The sequence below is a fragment of the Actinomadura montaniterrae genome (genome assembly GCF_008923365.1).
Taxonomy (GTDB): domain Bacteria; phylum Actinomycetota; class Actinomycetes; order Streptosporangiales; family Streptosporangiaceae; genus Spirillospora; species Spirillospora montaniterrae.
The window spans coordinates 24432-41245 of sequence record NZ_WBMR01000073.1; the positions used below are offsets into that span (position 1 = coordinate 24432).

Below are 16814 nucleotides of genomic sequence, written 5' to 3' on the forward strand. Positions count from 1 at the left end.
GCACGTGAGCGAGGTCCGGTCAGCCGGCGAGGTGGGCTTCGACCTCGTCGTCGGACATCGCGTCGATCTCCAGCCAGATGGCGGCGACGGCCTCCAGGCGGCCGGGCTCGTCCTCCAGCTCGGTCAAGCGGCGGGCGATGCGCGCGATCGTCCGCTCGGCGAACAGCACCCGGACGGGCAGGGCGGAGGTGTCCAGGGCCTCGCGGAGCCGCGCGACCACGGTCGTCGCGAGGACGGAGTCGCCGCCGAGGGCGAAGAAGTCGGCGTCCGCGCCGACGCGCTCCCTCCCCAGCACCTCGGCGGCGATCCGGGCCAGCACCCTTTCCAGGGACGTCGCGGGCTCGGCGTAGGGGGCGGCGTCCTCCCCCGCCCCGGCGGCGGCGAGCGCCGCGAGCGCCTTGCGGTCGACCTTGCCGTTCGGGGTCAACGGCAGCTCGGCGACCGGGACGAGCACCTCCGGCACCATGTGCGGCGGCACCAGGTCGCGGACGTGCGCGAGCACCGCGTCGGCGGGGACGCCGGCGGGCGTGACGGCCGCGCACAGGCGATTCCCGGCGAGCAGCGCGACGGCGCGTTCCACCGCCGGGTGGTCGCGCAGCGCCGCCTCGACCTCGCCGAGCTCGATGCGGAAGCCGCGGACCTTCACCTGGTGGTCGCGGCGGCCGAGGAACTCCAGCGTGCCGTCCGGGCGGTAGCGGGCGAGGTCGCCGGTCCGGTACCAGCGGACGCCGTCGCGGACGACGAACCGGTCGGCGGTGCGCCCCGGGTCGCCGGTGTAGCCGTCGGCGACGCCCGCGCCGCCGATCCACAGCTCGCCCGCGACCCAGTCGGGGCGGTCGCGGCCCAGGTCGTCGGCGACCCGGCACGCGACGCCGCCGAGCGGCACCCCGTACGGGACGGCGCGCCAGTCGGCCGGGACCTCGCCCGCGACCTCCTGCACCGTGGAGTGGATCGCGGTCTCGGTGGTGCCGCCGAGCGCGACGAACCGGGCGCCCGGCGCGCGCTCGGCGAGCAGCCCGGGCAGGTGCGTCCCGACCCAGTCGCCGCCGAGCAGCACCAGCCGGAGCGACGGGACGGGCCCGGTCCGCAGCAGCATCTCCAGCACGGACGGGACGCTGTTCAGCACCGTCACCGACCAGCGTTCGGCGAGGGCGTTCCAGCGGGCGGCGTCGCGCCGCTCGTCCTCGTCGGGGATCACCACGGCACCGCCCGCCGTCCAGGGGGCGAACAGGTCGAACACCGACAGGTCGAAGTCGAGGGCGGAGACGCCGAGGGTGACGTCGTCCGGGCCGAGGGCGAAGCGCCCGACGAGGTCGCCGATGGTGTTCATCGCGGCGCCGTGCGACACCTCGACGCCCTTCGGCTCGCCCGTCGAGCCGGAGGTGAACAGCACGTAGGCGACCTGGTCGGGACGGACCGCGACCGGTTCGGCCAGTGGGTCGGCGGCGGGCTCGAAGGACGGGGTGACGGACGCGGCGACGGCGGCGCTCGCACGGATCCTCTCTCGGCGCGCGGCCGGCTGCTCGGGGCCGATCGGCACGTAGGCGGCGCCCGCGGCGAGGACGCCGAGCACTGCGGCGGCCTGGCCGGGCCCCTTGGGAAGCTCGACCGACACCCGGTCCCCCGGGCGGACGCCCTCCGCGACCAGGGCGGACGCGATGCGCAGCGCCCGGCCGGCGAGTTCGGCGTAGGTGAGGCTGCCGTCGTCGCCCCAGTGCAGGGCGGGGGCGTCCGGGGTGCGGCGGGCGTGCTCGAAGAAGCCCTTGGTCAGGGTCGAGGGCGGCGGGGCCTCGGTGGCGTTGAGGCGGTGCCGAACGCGCAACTGCTCCGGCGGCGCGCCGATGCCCAGCGGCGCGTCCCAGTCGGCGCCGTCCTCGCCGAGCCGGGCGATCGCGGCGGTGTAGGCGGCGAACATCGCCTCGGCGACGCCGTCCGGGAACGCGGGGCGGCGGACGTCCCAGTTCAGCAGCAGCCCGCCGGACACCTCGGTGACCTGCGCGTCCAGCAGCACCTGCGGGCCCTGCGAGATGATCCAGGCGGGCTCGCCGAACCGCTCGCGCACCGCGTCGCCGAACAGCTCGCCGAGGTTCAGCGCGCTGGTGTAGACGATCGGGGCGAGGACCTGCTCGCCCCGCAGCCGCGACAGGTCGCGCAGCACCTCCAGGCCGGAGTAGTCGCTGTGCGCTCCGGCGGTGTGCAGGTTCGCCTGCAGCGCGCGGGCGCGCGCGACGAACGGCAGCTCCTCGGTGAGGTCGGCCTCCAGCATGATCGAGCCGGTGAAGTCGCCGACGACGGAGTCCACGTCCGGGTGGACGGGCTCGCGGTGGAACAGCGGCAGGTTCAGCAGGAACCGCGGCGTCGCCGACCACGCGCCGATGACCTCGGCGAACACGGCGGCGAGCGCCATCGCCGGCGTGACGCCCGCGGCGTGCGCGCGGGCGATGAGCCGGGCCTTGCCCTCCGGCGGCAGCCAGTGGTGCAGGCGCTCGACCTCGTCGCCCGGTTCGGGGACGACCGGGAGCTCGGGCGGGCCGGGCAGGCCGGCGAGCCGCTCGGCCCACCACCGCCGGTCCTGCTCGCGGGCGGCGGCGCGCGGGTCGTCGGCGAGGTAGCGGGCGTAGCCGTACCGGATCGGGGCCAGGGACTCGCCCTCGTAGAGCGCGGCGAGGTCGGCCAGCATGACGCGGTAGCTCATCGCGTCGGCGGCGACCATGTCGACGTCGAGGTGGAGCCGGGCGGTCCCGTCGGGGAGCAGGCTGAGGCGGGCGTCGAAGACGCGGCCGTCCTCGATGGGGAGCCGCTGCCGCGACATCTCGGCGCGGATCCGGTCCAGCTCCGCGCCGGGGTCTGCGGAGTCCCGCAGGTCGTGGACGGTCACGGCGGGCCCAGGGCGCTCGGGCAGGATCCGCTGCGTCCCGTCGTCGCCGAACGCGGCGCGCAGCATCGGGTGCCGGTCGGCGAGCGCGCGCACGGCCGTCTCGAACCGGGACGGGTCGATGGCGCGGCCGTCGAGCTCGACGTACAGGTGCGCGGCGACGGAGCCGAGCGACTGGCCGGAGTCGCGGCCGATCCAGTACGCGTGCTGCATGAGGGCGAGCGGGAACGGGCCGTCCGGTTCCCCCTCGTCCGGCTCCGGGGCGGGCTCGGGCGGGCGGGCCTCCATCTGGCCGCGCTCGGCGAGCAGGTCCCACCAGCCGGCGAGGGTGGGCCGCTCGGCGAGCTCGGCGAAGCGCACCTCGACGCCGCGGCGGCGGAGCCGGCCGGTCAGCTGCATGAGGCGGATCGAGTCCATCCCGAGCTCGATGAGATTGTCGCCCGGCCCTGCGTCCTCGCCCAGCACGTCGGTCAGCGCGGCGTGCAGCTCTTCTCGGGTCAGCACGGAACTCCCCTCAACTTAGGTAAGGCTAACCTAAATTGATCGCCGGTCCGCCGTCAACGCGGGGCACGGCGGGCGGCCGTCAGGCGGCGCGGCGGCCCGCCGTGAGCAGCAGCCAGGCCAGGTAGGCGCCGCCGAGCACGCCGGTCACCACCCCGACCGGCATCGCCACCGGCAGATGCAGCGAGATGAGGTCGCCGCAGGCCAGCAGCGCGGCGCCGGTCAGCCCGGCGGACAGCAACTGCGCGCCGGGGCTGCGGGTCAGCCGCCGAGCGAGCTGCGGCGCCGCGAGCGCGACGAACGGCACCGGGCCGGCCGCCGCGGTCGCCGCCGCGACGAGGCCGACGCCCACGACCATGAGCAGCGCGCGCGTCCGCTGGACGGGCACGCCGAGCGCGCGCGCCGCATCGTCGCCCATCTCCCCCATCCCGAGCGGGCGCGCGAGCAGCAGCGCCGCCGGGACGAGCACCGCCAGCGCGACGGCGAGCGGCGTCGCCTGCGCCCAGCCGCGCCCGTTCAGGCTCCCGGTCAGCCAGAACGCGGCCTCGTACGCCTCGCGCAGTTCGGCGCGGGTGATGAGGTAGGAGTTCGCCGCCTCCAGCATCGCCGCGGCGGCCACACCGATCAGCACCAGCCGGACGCCGTGCACGCCGCCGCCCCGCCGGTAGGCGACCAGGTAGACGGCGGCCGCGGTGAGGAAGGCGCCCGCGACCGAGCTGGCCGTGATCGCGACCGCGCCGCCGCCGAACACCAGGATCTGCAGCAGCGCGCCGGTCGCCGACCCGGTGGTGAAGCCGATGAGGTCGGGGCTGCCGAGCGGGTTGCGGGACATGCTCTGGAAGATCGCCCCGCTCATGCCGAGCGCCAGCCCGGCCAGCAGCCCCGTGACGGCGCGCGGCAGCCGCAGCGTCCGGACGATGAAGCCGGTCGCCTGGTCGCCCTGCCCGATGATCGAGCGCACCACGTCGGCGGGCGAGACGGGGAACTCACCGGACCCGACCACGAGCACCGCGGCGCCCGCCGCGACCAGCGCCACCAGCCCGCACACCAGCGCGGCCCGCGGCTCCCACCGCACCGACACCCCGCCCGCGCGCACCACCCGGCTCACAGCTCCCGCGTCCTTCCGCGCCGGACGATCAGCATGAACAGCGGCGCGCCGAGGAACGCGGTGACGATCCCGGTCTGCAGCTCGCCGGGCGCGGCGACGGCGCGTCCGGCGACATCGGCGGCGAGCAGCACGACGGGGGCGAGCAGCAGCGAGTACGGCAGCACCCAGCGCTGGTCGGGCCCCACGAGCGCGCGCACGGCGTACGGGACGGCGAGGCCGAGGAACGTGATGGGCCCGACGGCCGCGGTCGCCGCCCCGCACAGCAGCACGACCGCGAGCGCGCCGAGCGCCCGCGTCCGGCCGGGGTGCGCGCCGAGCGCGCGGCCCGCCTCGTCGCCGAGGCCGAGGGCGTTCAGGGGGCGGGCCAGCAGCAGCGCCAGGACCGTGCCGGCGGCGATGAACGGCAGGACCCGGACGAACACCGCGGCGTCCCGCCCCGCGAGGGTGCCGACCTGCCAGAACCGGAAGCCGTTGAAGGCGCGCGGGCTGAGCAGCATCAGCCCGGCCGTCAGCGCGCTGAACACGGCGTTGACGGCGGCGCCGGCGAGCACGAGCCGCGCGGGCGAGGTGCCGCCGCGTCCTCGCGCGCCGATCGTGTGGACGAGCACCGCGGCGCCCGCCGCGCCGAGGAACGCCGCCCACACGTAGACCAGGACGTCGTCGGCGCGGAACGCCCCGATGACGATGACGACCGCGAGGGCGGCGCCGCCGTTCACGCCGAGCAGGCCCGGCTCCGCCAGGGGGTTGCGGGTGAGCGCCTGCATCACCGCGCCGGCGAGGCCGAGCGCGACGCCGACGCCGAGCCCGAGGAGGGTGCGCGGGAGCCGCAGGTCGTGCACGATCAGCGCGTCCCGCGACCCGTCCGGCGTGAAGACGGCGGGGGCGACCTTCCCGATCGGGACGTGCTCGGCACCGACGGCAAGGCTCGCCGCGGCCGCCAGCAGCAGCAGGACGGCGAGGGCTGCGAGCCCGGCCCAGCGGGCCGCCGGACGCCGGACGGGGGGCGCGGCGGCCTCCTTCGCCGGGGGTGTGCGGGGGGTTCTCCGCGCGAGGGACAGCACGATTAATAAGGCTAGCCTAAGCTAACTCGCCGCTTCCACCCCTCCCGATTCCCCGCCCCGGGAGCCCCTCACGCCCAAAGCCAATACACGCGTATGGTATACATGCATATTGGAAGCTGAACGTTTGTATGGGAGGAGGCGGAGCGTGACGGAGACGGGCCCGCCGGCGGAGGACCTGACGGCGCGCGCGCGGATCAGGGACGCGGCGCTGGAGATGTTCGCCGAGCACGGGATGAAGGGCGCCACGTTCCGCGGCATCGCCGAGGCCGCCGGCGTCTCGGTCGGGCTCGTCCAGCACCACTTCGGCTCGAAGCAGGAACTCCGCGAGGCGTGCGACGCCTACGCGCTCGACACGATCCACCGGCTCAGCGCCGAGAAGATCGACGGGATCGGCGACCCGGGGTTCCTGGCGAGGGCGATGCGGATCGACCTGCCGGTGCGCCGCTACCTCGCCCGCGCGCTCGTCGACGGCTCCCCCGCCGCGGCGCGGGTGTTCGACGACCTGGTCGACACCACCGAGACCTACTTCACCGCGCCGCTGCCGCCCGGCGTGAACGCGCCCGCCACCACCGACGTCCACGGTTACGCCGCCGCGCTCGTGGCGATCACGATCGGCATGGAGGTGCTGCACGAGCACCTGTCGCGGGTGCTCGGCGCCGACACCTTCACCCCCGAGGGTGCGCTGCGGCTGCGCCGCGCCCTCTTCGACGTCTTCGACGACCGCCTGCTCAGCCCGGAACTCGCGGCGCGCGCCCGCGCCGCGATGCGGGAGTACGAGAGCGGCGGGTTCGGGCGCACCGCCCGCGCCGGGGACGGCGCTCCCACCGAGGAAGGCCCATGAAAGAAGGCTGGGATGACTGACGCTGTACGGGCCGACGGCCTGGTCAAGACGTTCGGCCGGACGCGCGCGCTCGACGGGCTCGACCTGCGCGTGGCGTCCGGCGAGGTGCACGGCTTCCTCGGCCCGAACGGCGCCGGGAAGTCCACGACCGTCCGCGTCCTGCTCGGGCTGATGCGCGCCGACGCCGGGACCGCCGCGCTGCTCGGCGGCGACCCGTGGCGCGACGCGACCGCCCTGCACCGGCGCCTCGCCTACGTCCCCGGCGACGTGACGCTGTGGCCGAACCTGTCCGGCGGCGAGGTCATCGACCTGCTCGGGCGGCTGCGCGGCGGGCTCGACGACCGCCGCCGCGCCGACCTGCTCGACCGCTTCGAGCTGGACCCGAAGAAGCGGGGCCGCGCCTACTCCAAGGGCAACCGGCAGAAGGTCGCGCTCGTCGCGGCTTTCGCGTCCGACGCGGAGCTGCTCATCCTCGACGAACCCACATCCGGCCTCGACCCGCTCATGGAGGAGGCGTTCCAGGAGTGCGTGCGGGAGGAGCGGCGGGCCGGGCGGACGGTCCTGCTGTCGAGCCACCTCCTCAGCGAGGTCGAGGCCCTCTGCGACCGCGTCACCATCATCCGCAAGGGCCGCACGGTGGAGACCGGCACCCTCACCGAGCTGCGCCACCTGACCCGCACGTCGATCCGCGCGGAGCTCGCCGGGCCGCCCGACGGCGTCCCGCTGCCCGGCGCGCACGACGTCCGCATCGAGGGCGACACCATCTCCTTCGAGGTCGAGACGGCGCAGCTGGACGCCGCGCTCCGGCAGCTCACCGAGATCGGCGTCCGGTCCCTCACCAGCCGTCCGCCCACGCTCGAAGAGCTGTTCCTGCGGCACTACGAGGACGACCACGGCGGCCGGGCGCTGCAGGAAGGCGGCGTGGCATGACCGCCACGACCCTCCAGCCGCGGACGCGTGCCGTGCGCGCGGAGGGCGGCCTCGCGGGCACGGGCACGCTGCTGAAAATGTGGCTGCGCCGCGACCGCGTCATGATGCCGTCCTGGATCTACGTGCTGACGGCGCTGGTCGCCAGCACCGTGTACAGCTTCAAGAACGGGTACGACTCGCCCGCGTCGCTGGAGAGCTTCGCGCGCGGCATCGACGGGAACCCGTCCATGCGGGCGCTGTACGGGCCGGTGCTGAACGACCACACCGCCGCGGGCGTCAGCGCGTGGCGCGTCGGCACGACCGGCGCCGCGCTCACCGCCGTCATGTGCGTGCTGCTCGTCGTCCGGCACACGCGCGCCGAGGAGGAGACGGGCCGGCTGGAGCTGGTCGGCGCCGCCGCCGTCGGGCGCCGCGCGCCGCTGGCCGCCGCGCTCGCCACCGCCGTCACGGCCGCCGCGACCGCGGCGTCCCTGGCCGCGATCGTCATGCTGCTCTTCGGGCTGCCGGCCGCGGGGTCGGTCGCGTTCGGGCTGTCCTGGTTCGGGGCGGGCCTGGTGTTCGCCGGCGTCGCCGCCGTCACCGCCCAGCTCGCCGAGACGTCCCGGCTGGCCAACGGGCTGGCGTTCGCCGTCCTCGCCGCCGCGTACCTGGTCCGGGGCGTGGCGGACGCCGGCTCCGCGCACTGGGTGTCGTGGCTGTCGCCGATCGGCTGGGCGCAGCGGGTGCGGCCGCACGCGGGCGAGCACTGGGCCGTGCTGCTGCTCCCCCTGCTGGCGTTCGCCGTCCTGGTCGCCGCCGCCTACCTGCTGGCCGGGCGCCGCGACCTCGGCGCCGGGATCATCGCCCCCTCACCCGGTCCGGCCCGGGCGGCGGCGTCGCTGCGCGGGCCGCTCGCCCTGGCGTGGCGGCTGCAGCGCGGCTCGCTGCTCGGCTGGTCCGTCGCGTTCCTGGTGTACGGGCTCGCCATCGGCGGCGTCGCGGACGGCGTCGGCGACCTGGTGAACGGCAGCGACGCGGTCCTCGACGACATCCGCAAGATGGGCGGGCAGCAGGACCTCGCGGACGCGTTCCTCGCCACCGCCATGGGCCTCATGGCCCTGTTCACCTCGGCCTACGCGGTGCAGAGCGTGCTGCGGATGCGGGCGGAGGAGAGCGGCGGGCGCCTCGAGCCGGTGCTCGCGGCCGCCGTCGGCCGGACCCGCTGGGCCGTCGCGGGCCTCGCCGTCACCGTCGCGGGCACCGTGGCCCTCCTCGGCGCCAGCGGGCTCGCCGTCGGGCTCGTGCACGGCGCCCGCTCGCACGACCTGGGCGGCCAGCTCCCCCGCCAGCTCGGCGCCGCGCTCGTGCAGCTGCCGGCGGTGTGGGTCGTCGCCGCGGTCACCGCGCTGATCTTCGGCCTGCTCCCCCGCGCGGCGTCCGCCGGCTGGGGCGTGCTGGCCGCCTGCCTGCTGCTCGGGCAGGTCGGGCCGCTGCTGAAGCTGCCGCAGGCGGTCATGGACGTCTCGCCGTTCACGCACACGCCCAAGCTGCCCGGCGGCGGTTTCGACGTCCTGCCGGTCGCCGCCCTGACCGCCGTCGCGGTCGCGGTCGCCGCGGTGGCGCTGCTCGGTTTCCGGCGCCGCGACATCGGCTGAAACCGGGGGCACCGGGACGTCCCGGTGCCCCCGGTTTCAGGAGGCGTCGTGGTCGGGGTGGGAGAGCAGCCACGCCCAGACGGCGGCCGGGTCCTCGGCGGTGCATCGGGCGCCGCAGTGGCAGATGCCGGTGAGCCGGTCCGAGCCCGGCGACCACTCCACCCGCAGGCGGCCCGCGCTCATCGCGCCCCCGTGAGCCGCTGGAGGACGCGCCGCGCCGCCAGCCCGCCGGTGTCGATGTTGATGGACAGCTCCTGGTAGCCCGCCGGTTCGGCGGCGATCACCTTCTCCAGGACGTCCAGCGCCTCGACGTCCTGGAGGACGACGGTCCGGTTGCTGTCGTGCAGGAACCGCGAGACGTCCGCGTCGTCCAGCGCGAAGTCGCGGGCGACCCACCAGAAGTCGTGGGTGGTCGTGTCGGTCTCCGGGACGATCGCGTAGCCGACCTCCACGTGGAACGCGCGCGGGTCGTCGCCGTCCGGGCCGGGCTCCACGCCGGTCGGCGCGATCCGGCTGTGCAGCAGGTAGAAGCACGGCGGGTGGTACTCGATGTCCTGCCACCGGTCGATGCGGCCCTCGATTCCGGTCGACGTCGCGTAGAACGGCGGGCACTCGACGTCCTTCATGCGGCGGCTCACGTAGACGATCCCGGCCTCGTCGTCGACCTCCGTGGTGATCGGGGTCTGCGCGACCTCGGGCGTGCCGATGTACCCGGCGTGCAGGTACGTCTCGTGGGACAGGTCGAGCAGGTTGTCGACGAGCAGCTCGTAGCGGGCGGCGAGCGGCTCCATGCCCCGGACGGTCACATAGTCCGGCGAGGTCAGCCAGGGGGCGCGCGGGATCGCAGCGGCGTCGCCCGTCCCGTCGCCGATCCACACCCAGACCAGCGAGTCCTGCTCGACGACCTGGTAGGCGGGGACGCGGGCGGTGCGCGGGATCCGGGTCTGCCCCGGCACGGCGACGCACGCCCCGTCGGGCGCGTAGGTGAAGCCGTGGTAGCCGCAGACGATCCGGTCGCCGTCGCGGTTGCTGCGCGAGAGCGGGAAGCGCCGGTGCACGCACCGGTCGGCGAGCGCGACGGCCTCCCCCGCTCCCGTCCGGTACATCACGAGCGGCTCGCCGCAGATCGTCCGGGCGAGCAGGCCCTCGCCCACCTCCTCGCTGTAGGCGGCGACGTACCACTGGTTGCGTGCGATGGCCATGGGCTGCTCCTCGGGGTGGACGAAGGACCGTGGAGACGACCATCACCGCCGCCCGCGAGGCCGGGCCACACCGATTCCGTCCAACGGAAGAACCCGCCGGCGCGGCCCCTGGACGGGTCACACCTCGCGCATCGCCGTTTCCGGGGGCCGCAGGGCGCGCGGCGCGCCGAGAGCCCGGGAGATGCCGCGGGCGCCGGCCCGCACCACGGGGACGAGCGAGCGCGCCTCCCACCCGGACGCCGGGACGACCACCGCGACGGCCGCCACCACCGCGTCGTCCGGGCCGAACACGGGCGCGCCGACCGACATCGCGAACGTCTCCACCTGCCCGTCGCTGACGGCGGCGCCGGTGCGGCGGACCTCCGCCAGGACGCGGCGCAGCTCGGGTCCCGTGGCGATGGTCCGTGGCGTGAACCGGCGCAGCGGCCCGGCGATCGCCCGTTCCTGCAGGTCGCGGCCGGAGTGCGCGAGCATGGCCAGGCCGACGCCGGTCGCGTGCGCAGGCCACCGCCCGCCGACGCGCGAGAACACGTGCACGGCGTCGCGGGCGGAGATCCGCTCGATGTAGACGACGTCGAGGCCGTCCAGGACGGCGAGATGGACGTTCTCGTGGGTGGCCTCGTACAGGTCCTCCAGGAACGGCATCGCCGCCTCGCGGAGCGCCGGCCCCCGCGCGAGCGCGCCGACCTCCCACAGCCGCAGCCCGACGCGGTAGAGGCCCGCGTCGTCGCGTTCGAGGGCGCCCCAGCACGCCAGCTCGCCGACGAGCCGGTGGGCGGTGGACAGCGGCAGCCCGGCGCGGCGCGCGATCTGGGTGATCGTCAGCGCCGGGCGCTCCGGCGTGAACGCGCCGAGGATGCCGAGGACCCGGCTGGTCACGGTGGGGCGCCGCCCGGGCGCGGCGGTCACGGCTCGGTGCTCCGCCGGCCGGGCGCCGGGTCCTTCGTGGCGCATGCGGGCCGTCCTCTCGGGGCGTCACGTCGAAGTTAGGCGTATACTTCACGGCGGTCAAGCTTGTGCCGAACATCGAGGTCCCGGACGCCCGGGCCGCGCTGCGCGGCGGGACGACGGGAGCCGAGCGGATGGGACGAGAAGCCCGCGCGGCGGCGGACGCCCCGGACGGCGGCGACGCCCCGGACGGCGGCGAGGCGCCACCGCGGCTCCGGCCCCGGACGCTGATGCTCACCTACCTCGGGAACTACGTGCTCGGCCGCCGCGTCGCGGTGTTCTCCGGCAGCTTCATCGACGCGTTCGCCCGGCTCGGCGTCGGCGAGCACGCCGTCCGCTCGACGCTGGCCCGCATGGTCGACCGCGGGCTGCTGGCGCGGCACCGCGCGGGCCGCCGGATGCACTTCGGCCTCACCCCGCGCTCCGAGGCGATCCTGCTCGACGGCGAGGACCGGGTCTGGCGGCGCGGCGTGCTGAACACCGACTGGGACGGGACGTGGACCGTGCTGGCGTTCTCGCTGCCGGAGTCCTGGCGGCGCGTCCGCCACGACCTGCGCGCCCGGCTGGGCTGGGCGGGGTTCGGGTCGCTCGGCAACGGCACCTGGATCGCGCCGTCGCCGGTCGACGTCCCCGCGCTCGTCGACGGGCTCGGCCTGGACGGGCGCCTCAAGGTGTTCACCGGCCCGGCGCAGGCGCCGACCGACGTCCCGGCGATGCTCCGCGAGGCGTTCGACCTCGGTCCCCTCGCCGCCGGCCACCGCGCCTTCCTGCGCCGCTGGGACCGCCCCGAGCCGCTGCCCGGCGCGCCCGACGACCTGGCCCGCTACTTGTGGATGTCCGCCGAGTGGCTGGAGCTCGTCCGCGCCGACCCGCGGCTGCCGGTGGAGCACCTGCCGGACGGCTGGCCCGCCGTCCGCGGCCAGCGGGTGGTGATGGAGCTGCGCCGCCGCTGGGAGGCGCCGGCCCGCGGCATCGCCGACGCGGCCATGGAGTGCGTCGAGGTCCGACCGCCGCCGCGGCTCAGGCCTCCGCCGTCATCCTCGGCACGGTCTCCTCGATCAGATGCATGATCGTGTCCTCCAGCAGCAGGTGCACCTGCGGCCGGGTGAGCCGGCCGTGCCGCAGCCACTCGCGGGTGGCGGCCTCCGCCATCCCGCTGAACCCGCGCAGCGCCGAGCGCACCTCCGGGTGCTCGGCGGCGAGCCGGGACAGCCCCACCACCTCGGTGATGTGGTCGACCGCGCCCTCCCGCGCCGCGTCCACGAGCCGGGCGAGCTCGTCGTCGCCCGCCGTCCCGGCCGCCATGTCCAGCGCGACGAGCCAGGTGCCGGCGTTGCGCTCCAGCAGCTCCAGCCAGCCGGTGATGCTCTCGGTCACCCGTTCGCGGACGCTCGCGCCGGGCTCGTAGGCGGGCACCGGCACCGGCGGGATGTGCAGCATCCGCTCCACGACCGCCAGGTACAGCTCCCGCTTGGTGCCGAAGTAGTGGTTCAGCAGGCCCCGGCTGACGCCCGCCACCGCCGCGATCTCGGTGTTGGAGACCTCCTCGTACGGCCGTTCGCTGAACAGCTCCCGCGCGCACACCAGGATCTGCTCGCGCCGCTCGTCACGGTCCTTGCGCACCCGTACCCGCTCGCCCATGTCTCCCTGTCCGCGCCCTCGTCGCCTGCCGCGCCCGCTGGTCCGGGTCGCACGGCGGCGCGTTCCAGTGTTCCAGAAGCACGCCCCGCCACGTCACGCCCGCGGCGAGGCCCGCCGCCGGCCGCCGCTGGCGGGCCACCGGGATAACCCGTATAGGCGGCATGCCAGGCGTGTGATCTCATGGACGGAACCGCAGCCGGTTCCCGAACGTCCCAGCAGCGATCGCTTCCGGTCGGCACGAGAGGCCAGTCGGCATGAGCCATCCGGTCAGACGGCGCGCCCCGCAGACCCCGGCCGGACGGCACACGCGGACCGTCCGGGAGGCCCTGGACTGGCTCGGCCGCATCGGCGCCCTCACCGTGCCGTGGCCGGTCGCGCACCTCGTCCTCGGATCCGCCTGGCTCGTCGGCGCGAGCGCGGGAAGCCTCGCGCTGGGATCGCTGCTCGGCGTCCGGATCCTCGCCCCGCGCCACCGGTTCGGGCTGCTGGAGCGGCGGAGGCTGCGCGCCTACCACCGGGCGGAGACGAAGAACCTCGCCGCCCGGCTTCCGGTCGACGGGGACCTCGGATCCGAGACCCACGAGGAGCGGCTGCGCGCCGGGTACGGCTTCGTCGGCCCGTCCTTCAGCGCTTCCGGTTCGCTGCGGGACGACGGCCCCATCGTCGACGCGCTGGCGGACGTCCTGCGCTCCGGCGAGAAGGTCATGCTCATGGGGGAGCCCGGATCCGGGAAGTCCCTCGTCGCAGGGCTGGTGTTCGCGCGCCTCGCCGACGAGTTCGCCGCCTCCCCGCGCAAGGCGCCCTGCCCCGTGTTCCTCCACCTCAACGCCATGAGACCGGACACGCGGCCCGCCGACTCCGGCGCGACCCGCGCCGAGGAGCAGGCCGCCTGGCTGCGGGACCAGCTCGCGGCCGAGGTCGCGCTCCCCGAGCCGCGCAGGCTCGCCCGGCAGCTGGCCCGCGGCCGGGTCGTGCTGATCTGCGACGGCCTCGACGAGGCGCCCGTCATGCGCTCCCCCCACCTGCTGACGAGCATCGTCCCCGAGCCGCTGTTCGGCCTGTTCCAGGCCCCGTCGCTGCTGACGTCGCGGACCGCCTTCTACAGCATCTACGTGGACGCGACGCGCCTGATGTCGGGGTTCACGAGCACCGGACGGCTGCTGCCGCTGCGGTTCGAGGACCAGGGGGAGCGGTTCCTCCGCTGGTACGCGGAGGCGCGCGGGCGGGCGGATCTGGCCGGCCAGCTCATCAAGGTCATCGGCGGCAACCCGTCGCTGCGCGAGGTGGTCGCGCGCCCGCTCGTGCTCCGGATGACGGCGGAGGTCCTGCTCGACCTGATCGCGGACGACCACCAGGCCGACAGCTTCCTCACGGTCGGCCACGGCGCCGAGACCTCGGCCGTCTACAGCCGCTACATCGACACGTGGCTGCAGCGCGAGCAGGAGAAGGAGCCCTCCAAGCTCACCTGGTGGCAGAAGGGCCAGCTGATCGAGTGCGTCGCCTGGGAGATCTTCTCCAAGTCGCTGGCCTCGGGCCGCGGGTGGGGCCACTTCGAGCTCAAGGACCTGCTGGTCGAGGGGGACGAGCTGCGGCGGATCACCGAACGGTGGCTGGCGTCCAGCATCCGGGTCGAGGGAGGCGTCGACGAGGTCTGCCGGGAGATCGCCGACCGGTCCTTCCTCATCATCTCCAGCGACCGCCGGCGCTACCGGTTCGCGCACAAGTCGTTCTTCGAGTTCTGCGTGGCGCGGCACGTGGTCGGCTGCCTCGACGAGCGCCGCCCCGGCCTGCGGGCGGCGCGCGCCGAGCTGCTGGTCCATCCGCTCCCGGACGAGGTCATCGACTTCGTCCGGGAGCTGCTGGCCGCCGTCACCGCCGATCCCGAGCGGCGGGCGGCGACCGAGGCGACGTTCCTCGCCATCCTCGCCGATGTCGACATCGACGCGGGCACGGGCCAGCTGATGGCGGCGCAGCAGGCCGCCAACCTGGCGCCCATCGTCGCCGGTCAGGAGACGATGGAAAGGCTCCGGTCGGGCGCGCTCTTCAACGAGCACCCGTTCCTGCAGCGGGCCGTCGCCGTCGCCGACGCGCTCCACCACGACCGCCATGAACTCCTGGACGAGTTCGTCAAACGGATGGAGCGCGACCATGAGGCCGAGTCCTTCCACATGGGGTACAACCGCATCTACTACGGTGACCAGGCGTTCGGGGACGGCCAATGGCTCGATGACAACCATCCCGAGTGCGGGCGGTTCTTCCGGGCGTCGATCCGCCACCTGACGTCGCCCGCCTACCGCTACATCCGCGTCATGGACCTCTACTCGCTCCGCACGCTGCTCGGCAACCCGGACCGGCGGCGGTACCTGCTCGGCCACGAGACGCCGACGCTGCGGAATCTGGCGGGCCTGCTCGACGAGCCCGATCCCGTCCTCGGCGAGGAGTACGACAGGCAGCGGCTGCTGCTGCGCGGCGAGATCAGAGCGCTGCTGCCAGACCGCAGTCCTCGATCAGCGGCAGGATGACCGACCGGATGCCGGCGAAGCTGAGCTCGGGGAGCTCGGCGAGGTTCCGGACCAGGGCGCCGTCGACGCCCCGGACCTCGGCACCGGACTCGCGCAGCAGGAGGAGCGCGCCGAGGAGCTCGGTGCCCGTGCACTGGTACGCGGTGACGGCGTCGAGACCGCCGCGCAGGTACAGGAAGGCGTCGATCGTCGGCGCCCAGGTCGAGAACAGCCGCCGGCTCCGGCCGTAGAGCCTCGACGCCAGCATCTCCAGACGCGGATCCGACTGGGTGTGATAGCCGACCCACAGCGCGGTGGCGGGCCGGCCCGCGGGCGTCGAAGCCGCGCGCTCGAACGGCCGGCCGTTCACGACGACCCCGCGGCCCTTGACGGCGCAGGCGACGTCCCCCGTGGTCGCTTCGCCGATCGCGGTCACCACCGGCTCGCCCCGATGGCACAACGTGACGGCGGCCCCGTAGAGGGGGAGCCCGTAGGCGTAGTTGTTCGTGCCGTCCAGCGGATCGACCAGCCACACGTGATCCGATTCGCCGTAGAGGGCACCGGATTCCTCGGCGAGGACGGCGTGCTCGGGGAACCGCTCATGGAGCATGGAGACGATGAGGCGCTCCGCCTCCCGGTCGACGCTGGTGACCACGTCCCCGCGCGGGCCCTTCACCTCGATGTCCAGCGCCCGGCCGAAGTTCGCGCGGGCGACCTCGATCGCGGCCGCGACGGCCTGCTGGGCCGCCTCCGCCTGAAGGGCGGCGTCGTCACGCATCCTCTCACCTTAACCGCATCGCATCCGGCCGGGCCGAAATCGTGCGGCCGCCCCTTCCTCGCCCTCCGCCAGGTCGCACTGCGGCCCTCCCTGCCGGGCGGCAGTGCCGTGTCCCGGCGGTGCGGGAGCCGGTAGCGCGTCAGCCGCCGGGCGCCGGGAGGACGATCCGGACGGTGGTGCCCGCGCCGCGCGGGCTGTCGACGTCGACGTTCCCGCGCAGCGCGCGGACCCGGTCGGTGAGGCCCGCGAGGCCGCCGCCGGGGACGGCGTCCGCGCCGCCCGCACCGTCGTCGCGGACCTCGGCGACGACGCGCCCCGCGTCGTCACGCACGCTCACCCGGATCTCGTCGGCGCCCGCGTGCTTGGCCGCGTTCGCGAGGGCCTCGCACAGCGCGAAGTACAGCGTCGACTCGACCTCCGGCGGGTACCGGCGAGCGGGCAGGTCGAGCCGGACGGGCACCGCGGACCGCGCGGCCACGAGCCGCATCGCGGGGGCCAGCCCCGCGTCGGTGAGGATCGCCGGATGCACGCCGCGGGCCAGGCCGTCCAGCTCGGCGGCCGCCTCGACCAGTTCCCGGCGGCAGGCGCGCGCGTGCTCGCGGGCCTGCGGGCCGGCCGCCTCCTCCAGCCCTTCGAGCAGGTCCTCCAGCGCGCGCAGCCGCTGCTGGGCGCTGCGCTGCAGCTCGCCCGCGAGGCGCTCGCGCTCCGCCGCCTGGACGCGGACGAGCCGCTCCCGCGCGTCGCGCGCCCGCTCCAGGTTCGCCCGCGCCGCCGCCTGCAGCCGGACGGTCTCC

The 16814-nt window shown here is 75.3% G+C and carries 14 protein-coding genes; 5 read left to right on the forward strand and 9 right to left on the reverse strand.

Going from position 1 to position 16814, the window contains the following annotated elements; genetic code table 11:
* Positions 1-19: 19 nt before the first annotated feature.
* From F9B16_RS23825 to F9B16_RS23835, 3 genes are all read right to left on the reverse strand, one after another.
* Complete coding sequence (locus F9B16_RS23825) at positions 20-3379, reverse strand: non-ribosomal peptide synthetase (RefSeq protein WP_151542337.1); 3360 nt, start codon at positions 3377-3379, stop codon at positions 20-22.
* A 79-nt stretch (positions 3380-3458) separates the two neighbouring features.
* Positions 3459-4484, reverse strand: coding sequence for a FecCD family ABC transporter permease (locus F9B16_RS23830; protein WP_151542338.1), 1026 nt, complete (start codon positions 4482-4484; stop codon positions 3459-3461).
* Positions 4481-5545: a FecCD family ABC transporter permease gene (locus F9B16_RS23835; RefSeq protein WP_225991898.1), complete on the reverse strand. Its 1065-nt coding sequence runs from the start codon at positions 5543-5545 to the stop codon at positions 4481-4483. Before F9B16_RS23835 ends, F9B16_RS23830 begins: the two co-directional genes overlap by 4 nt.
* 145 nt (positions 5546-5690) lie before the next feature.
* Between F9B16_RS23835 and F9B16_RS23840 the strand changes: the two genes are divergently transcribed.
* The 3 genes from F9B16_RS23840 to F9B16_RS23850 are packed head-to-tail and all read left to right on the forward strand — an operon-like array spanning position 5691 to position 8950.
* Entirely contained in the window at positions 5691-6386 is a 696-nt protein-coding gene (locus F9B16_RS23840) for a TetR/AcrR family transcriptional regulator (protein WP_225991899.1), read from the forward strand.
* Positions 6387-6398: 12 nt separating this feature from the next.
* The gene (locus F9B16_RS23845; RefSeq protein ID WP_151542339.1) at positions 6399-7316 is read left to right on the forward strand and encodes an ABC transporter ATP-binding protein; all 918 of its coding nucleotides are present in this window, start codon (positions 6399-6401) and stop codon (positions 7314-7316) included.
* The gene (locus F9B16_RS23850; RefSeq protein ID WP_151542340.1) at positions 7313-8950 is read left to right on the forward strand and encodes an ABC transporter permease; all 1638 of its coding nucleotides are present in this window, start codon (positions 7313-7315) and stop codon (positions 8948-8950) included. The genes F9B16_RS23845 and F9B16_RS23850 overlap by 4 nt, the downstream gene beginning before the upstream one ends.
* A gap of 36 nt (positions 8951-8986) precedes the next feature.
* Here F9B16_RS23850 and F9B16_RS51105 read toward each other — a convergent pair whose 3' ends face one another.
* From F9B16_RS51105 to F9B16_RS23860, 3 genes are all read right to left on the reverse strand, one after another.
* The gene (locus F9B16_RS51105) at positions 8987-9133 is read right to left on the reverse strand and encodes a hypothetical protein (RefSeq protein WP_192808960.1); all 147 of its coding nucleotides are present in this window, start codon (positions 9131-9133) and stop codon (positions 8987-8989) included.
* Positions 9130-10152, reverse strand: coding sequence for an aromatic ring-hydroxylating dioxygenase subunit alpha (locus tag F9B16_RS23855; protein WP_151542341.1), 1023 nt, complete (start codon positions 10150-10152; stop codon positions 9130-9132). Before F9B16_RS23855 ends, F9B16_RS51105 begins: the two co-directional genes overlap by 4 nt.
* 117 nt (positions 10153-10269) lie before the next feature.
* Positions 10270-11106: an IclR family transcriptional regulator gene (locus tag F9B16_RS23860; RefSeq protein ID WP_151542342.1), complete on the reverse strand. Its 837-nt coding sequence runs from the start codon at positions 11104-11106 to the stop codon at positions 10270-10272.
* A 62-nt stretch (positions 11107-11168) separates the two neighbouring features.
* On the opposite strand from F9B16_RS23860, the gene F9B16_RS23865 reads away from it, so the two are divergent.
* The gene (locus F9B16_RS23865; protein WP_225991900.1) at positions 11169-12170 is read left to right on the forward strand and encodes a PaaX family transcriptional regulator; all 1002 of its coding nucleotides are present in this window, start codon (positions 11169-11171) and stop codon (positions 12168-12170) included.
* Here the strand turns inward: F9B16_RS23865 and F9B16_RS23870 are convergent.
* Complete coding sequence (locus F9B16_RS23870) at positions 12121-12741, reverse strand: TetR/AcrR family transcriptional regulator (RefSeq protein ID WP_151542343.1); 621 nt, start codon at positions 12739-12741, stop codon at positions 12121-12123. The genes F9B16_RS23865 and F9B16_RS23870 overlap by 50 nt on opposite strands.
* A 254-nt stretch (positions 12742-12995) precedes the next feature.
* On the opposite strand from F9B16_RS23870, the gene F9B16_RS23875 reads away from it, so the two are divergent.
* Positions 12996-15263, forward strand: a complete 2268-nt coding sequence (locus tag F9B16_RS23875) for an NACHT domain-containing protein (RefSeq protein ID WP_151542344.1) — start codon at positions 12996-12998, stop codon at positions 15261-15263.
* Here the strand turns inward: F9B16_RS23875 and F9B16_RS23880 are convergent.
* Both F9B16_RS23880 and F9B16_RS51110 read right to left on the reverse strand, forming a co-directional pair.
* A complete protein-coding gene (locus F9B16_RS23880) occupies positions 15217-16020 on the reverse strand; it encodes an inositol monophosphatase family protein (RefSeq protein ID WP_151542345.1) in 804 nt (267 codons plus the stop codon). The two genes, F9B16_RS23875 and F9B16_RS23880, sit on opposite strands and share 47 nt — an antisense overlap.
* A gap of 139 nt (positions 16021-16159) precedes the next feature.
* Positions 16160-16814 (reverse strand): sensor histidine kinase (locus F9B16_RS51110; RefSeq protein WP_404800516.1); only part of this gene is annotated, 655 nt, incomplete at its 5' end.

Bases quoted from the DNA above. Each gene is read 5' to 3' on its own strand.
- F9B16_RS23855 (WP_151542341.1), bottom strand. From the start codon at position 10,152: ATGGCCATCGCACGCAACCAGTGGTACGTCGCCGCCTACAGCGAGGAG.
- F9B16_RS51105 (WP_192808960.1), bottom strand. From the start codon at position 9,133: ATGAGCGCGGGCCGCCTGCGGGTGGAGTGGTCGCCGGGCTCGGACCGG.
- F9B16_RS23850 (WP_151542340.1), top strand. From the start codon at position 7,313: ATGACCGCCACGACCCTCCAGCCGCGGACGCGTGCCGTGCGCGCGGAG.
- F9B16_RS23880 (WP_151542345.1), bottom strand. From the start codon at position 16,020: ATGCGTGACGACGCCGCCCTTCAGGCGGAGGCGGCCCAGCAGGCCGTC.
- F9B16_RS23875 (WP_151542344.1), top strand. From the start codon at position 12,996: ATGAGCCATCCGGTCAGACGGCGCGCCCCGCAGACCCCGGCCGGACGG.
- F9B16_RS23870 (WP_151542343.1), bottom strand. From the start codon at position 12,741: ATGGGCGAGCGGGTACGGGTGCGCAAGGACCGTGACGAGCGGCGCGAG.
- F9B16_RS23845 (WP_151542339.1), top strand. From the start codon at position 6,399: ATGACTGACGCTGTACGGGCCGACGGCCTGGTCAAGACGTTCGGCCGG.
- F9B16_RS23860 (WP_151542342.1), bottom strand. From the start codon at position 11,106: ATGCGCCACGAAGGACCCGGCGCCCGGCCGGCGGAGCACCGAGCCGTG.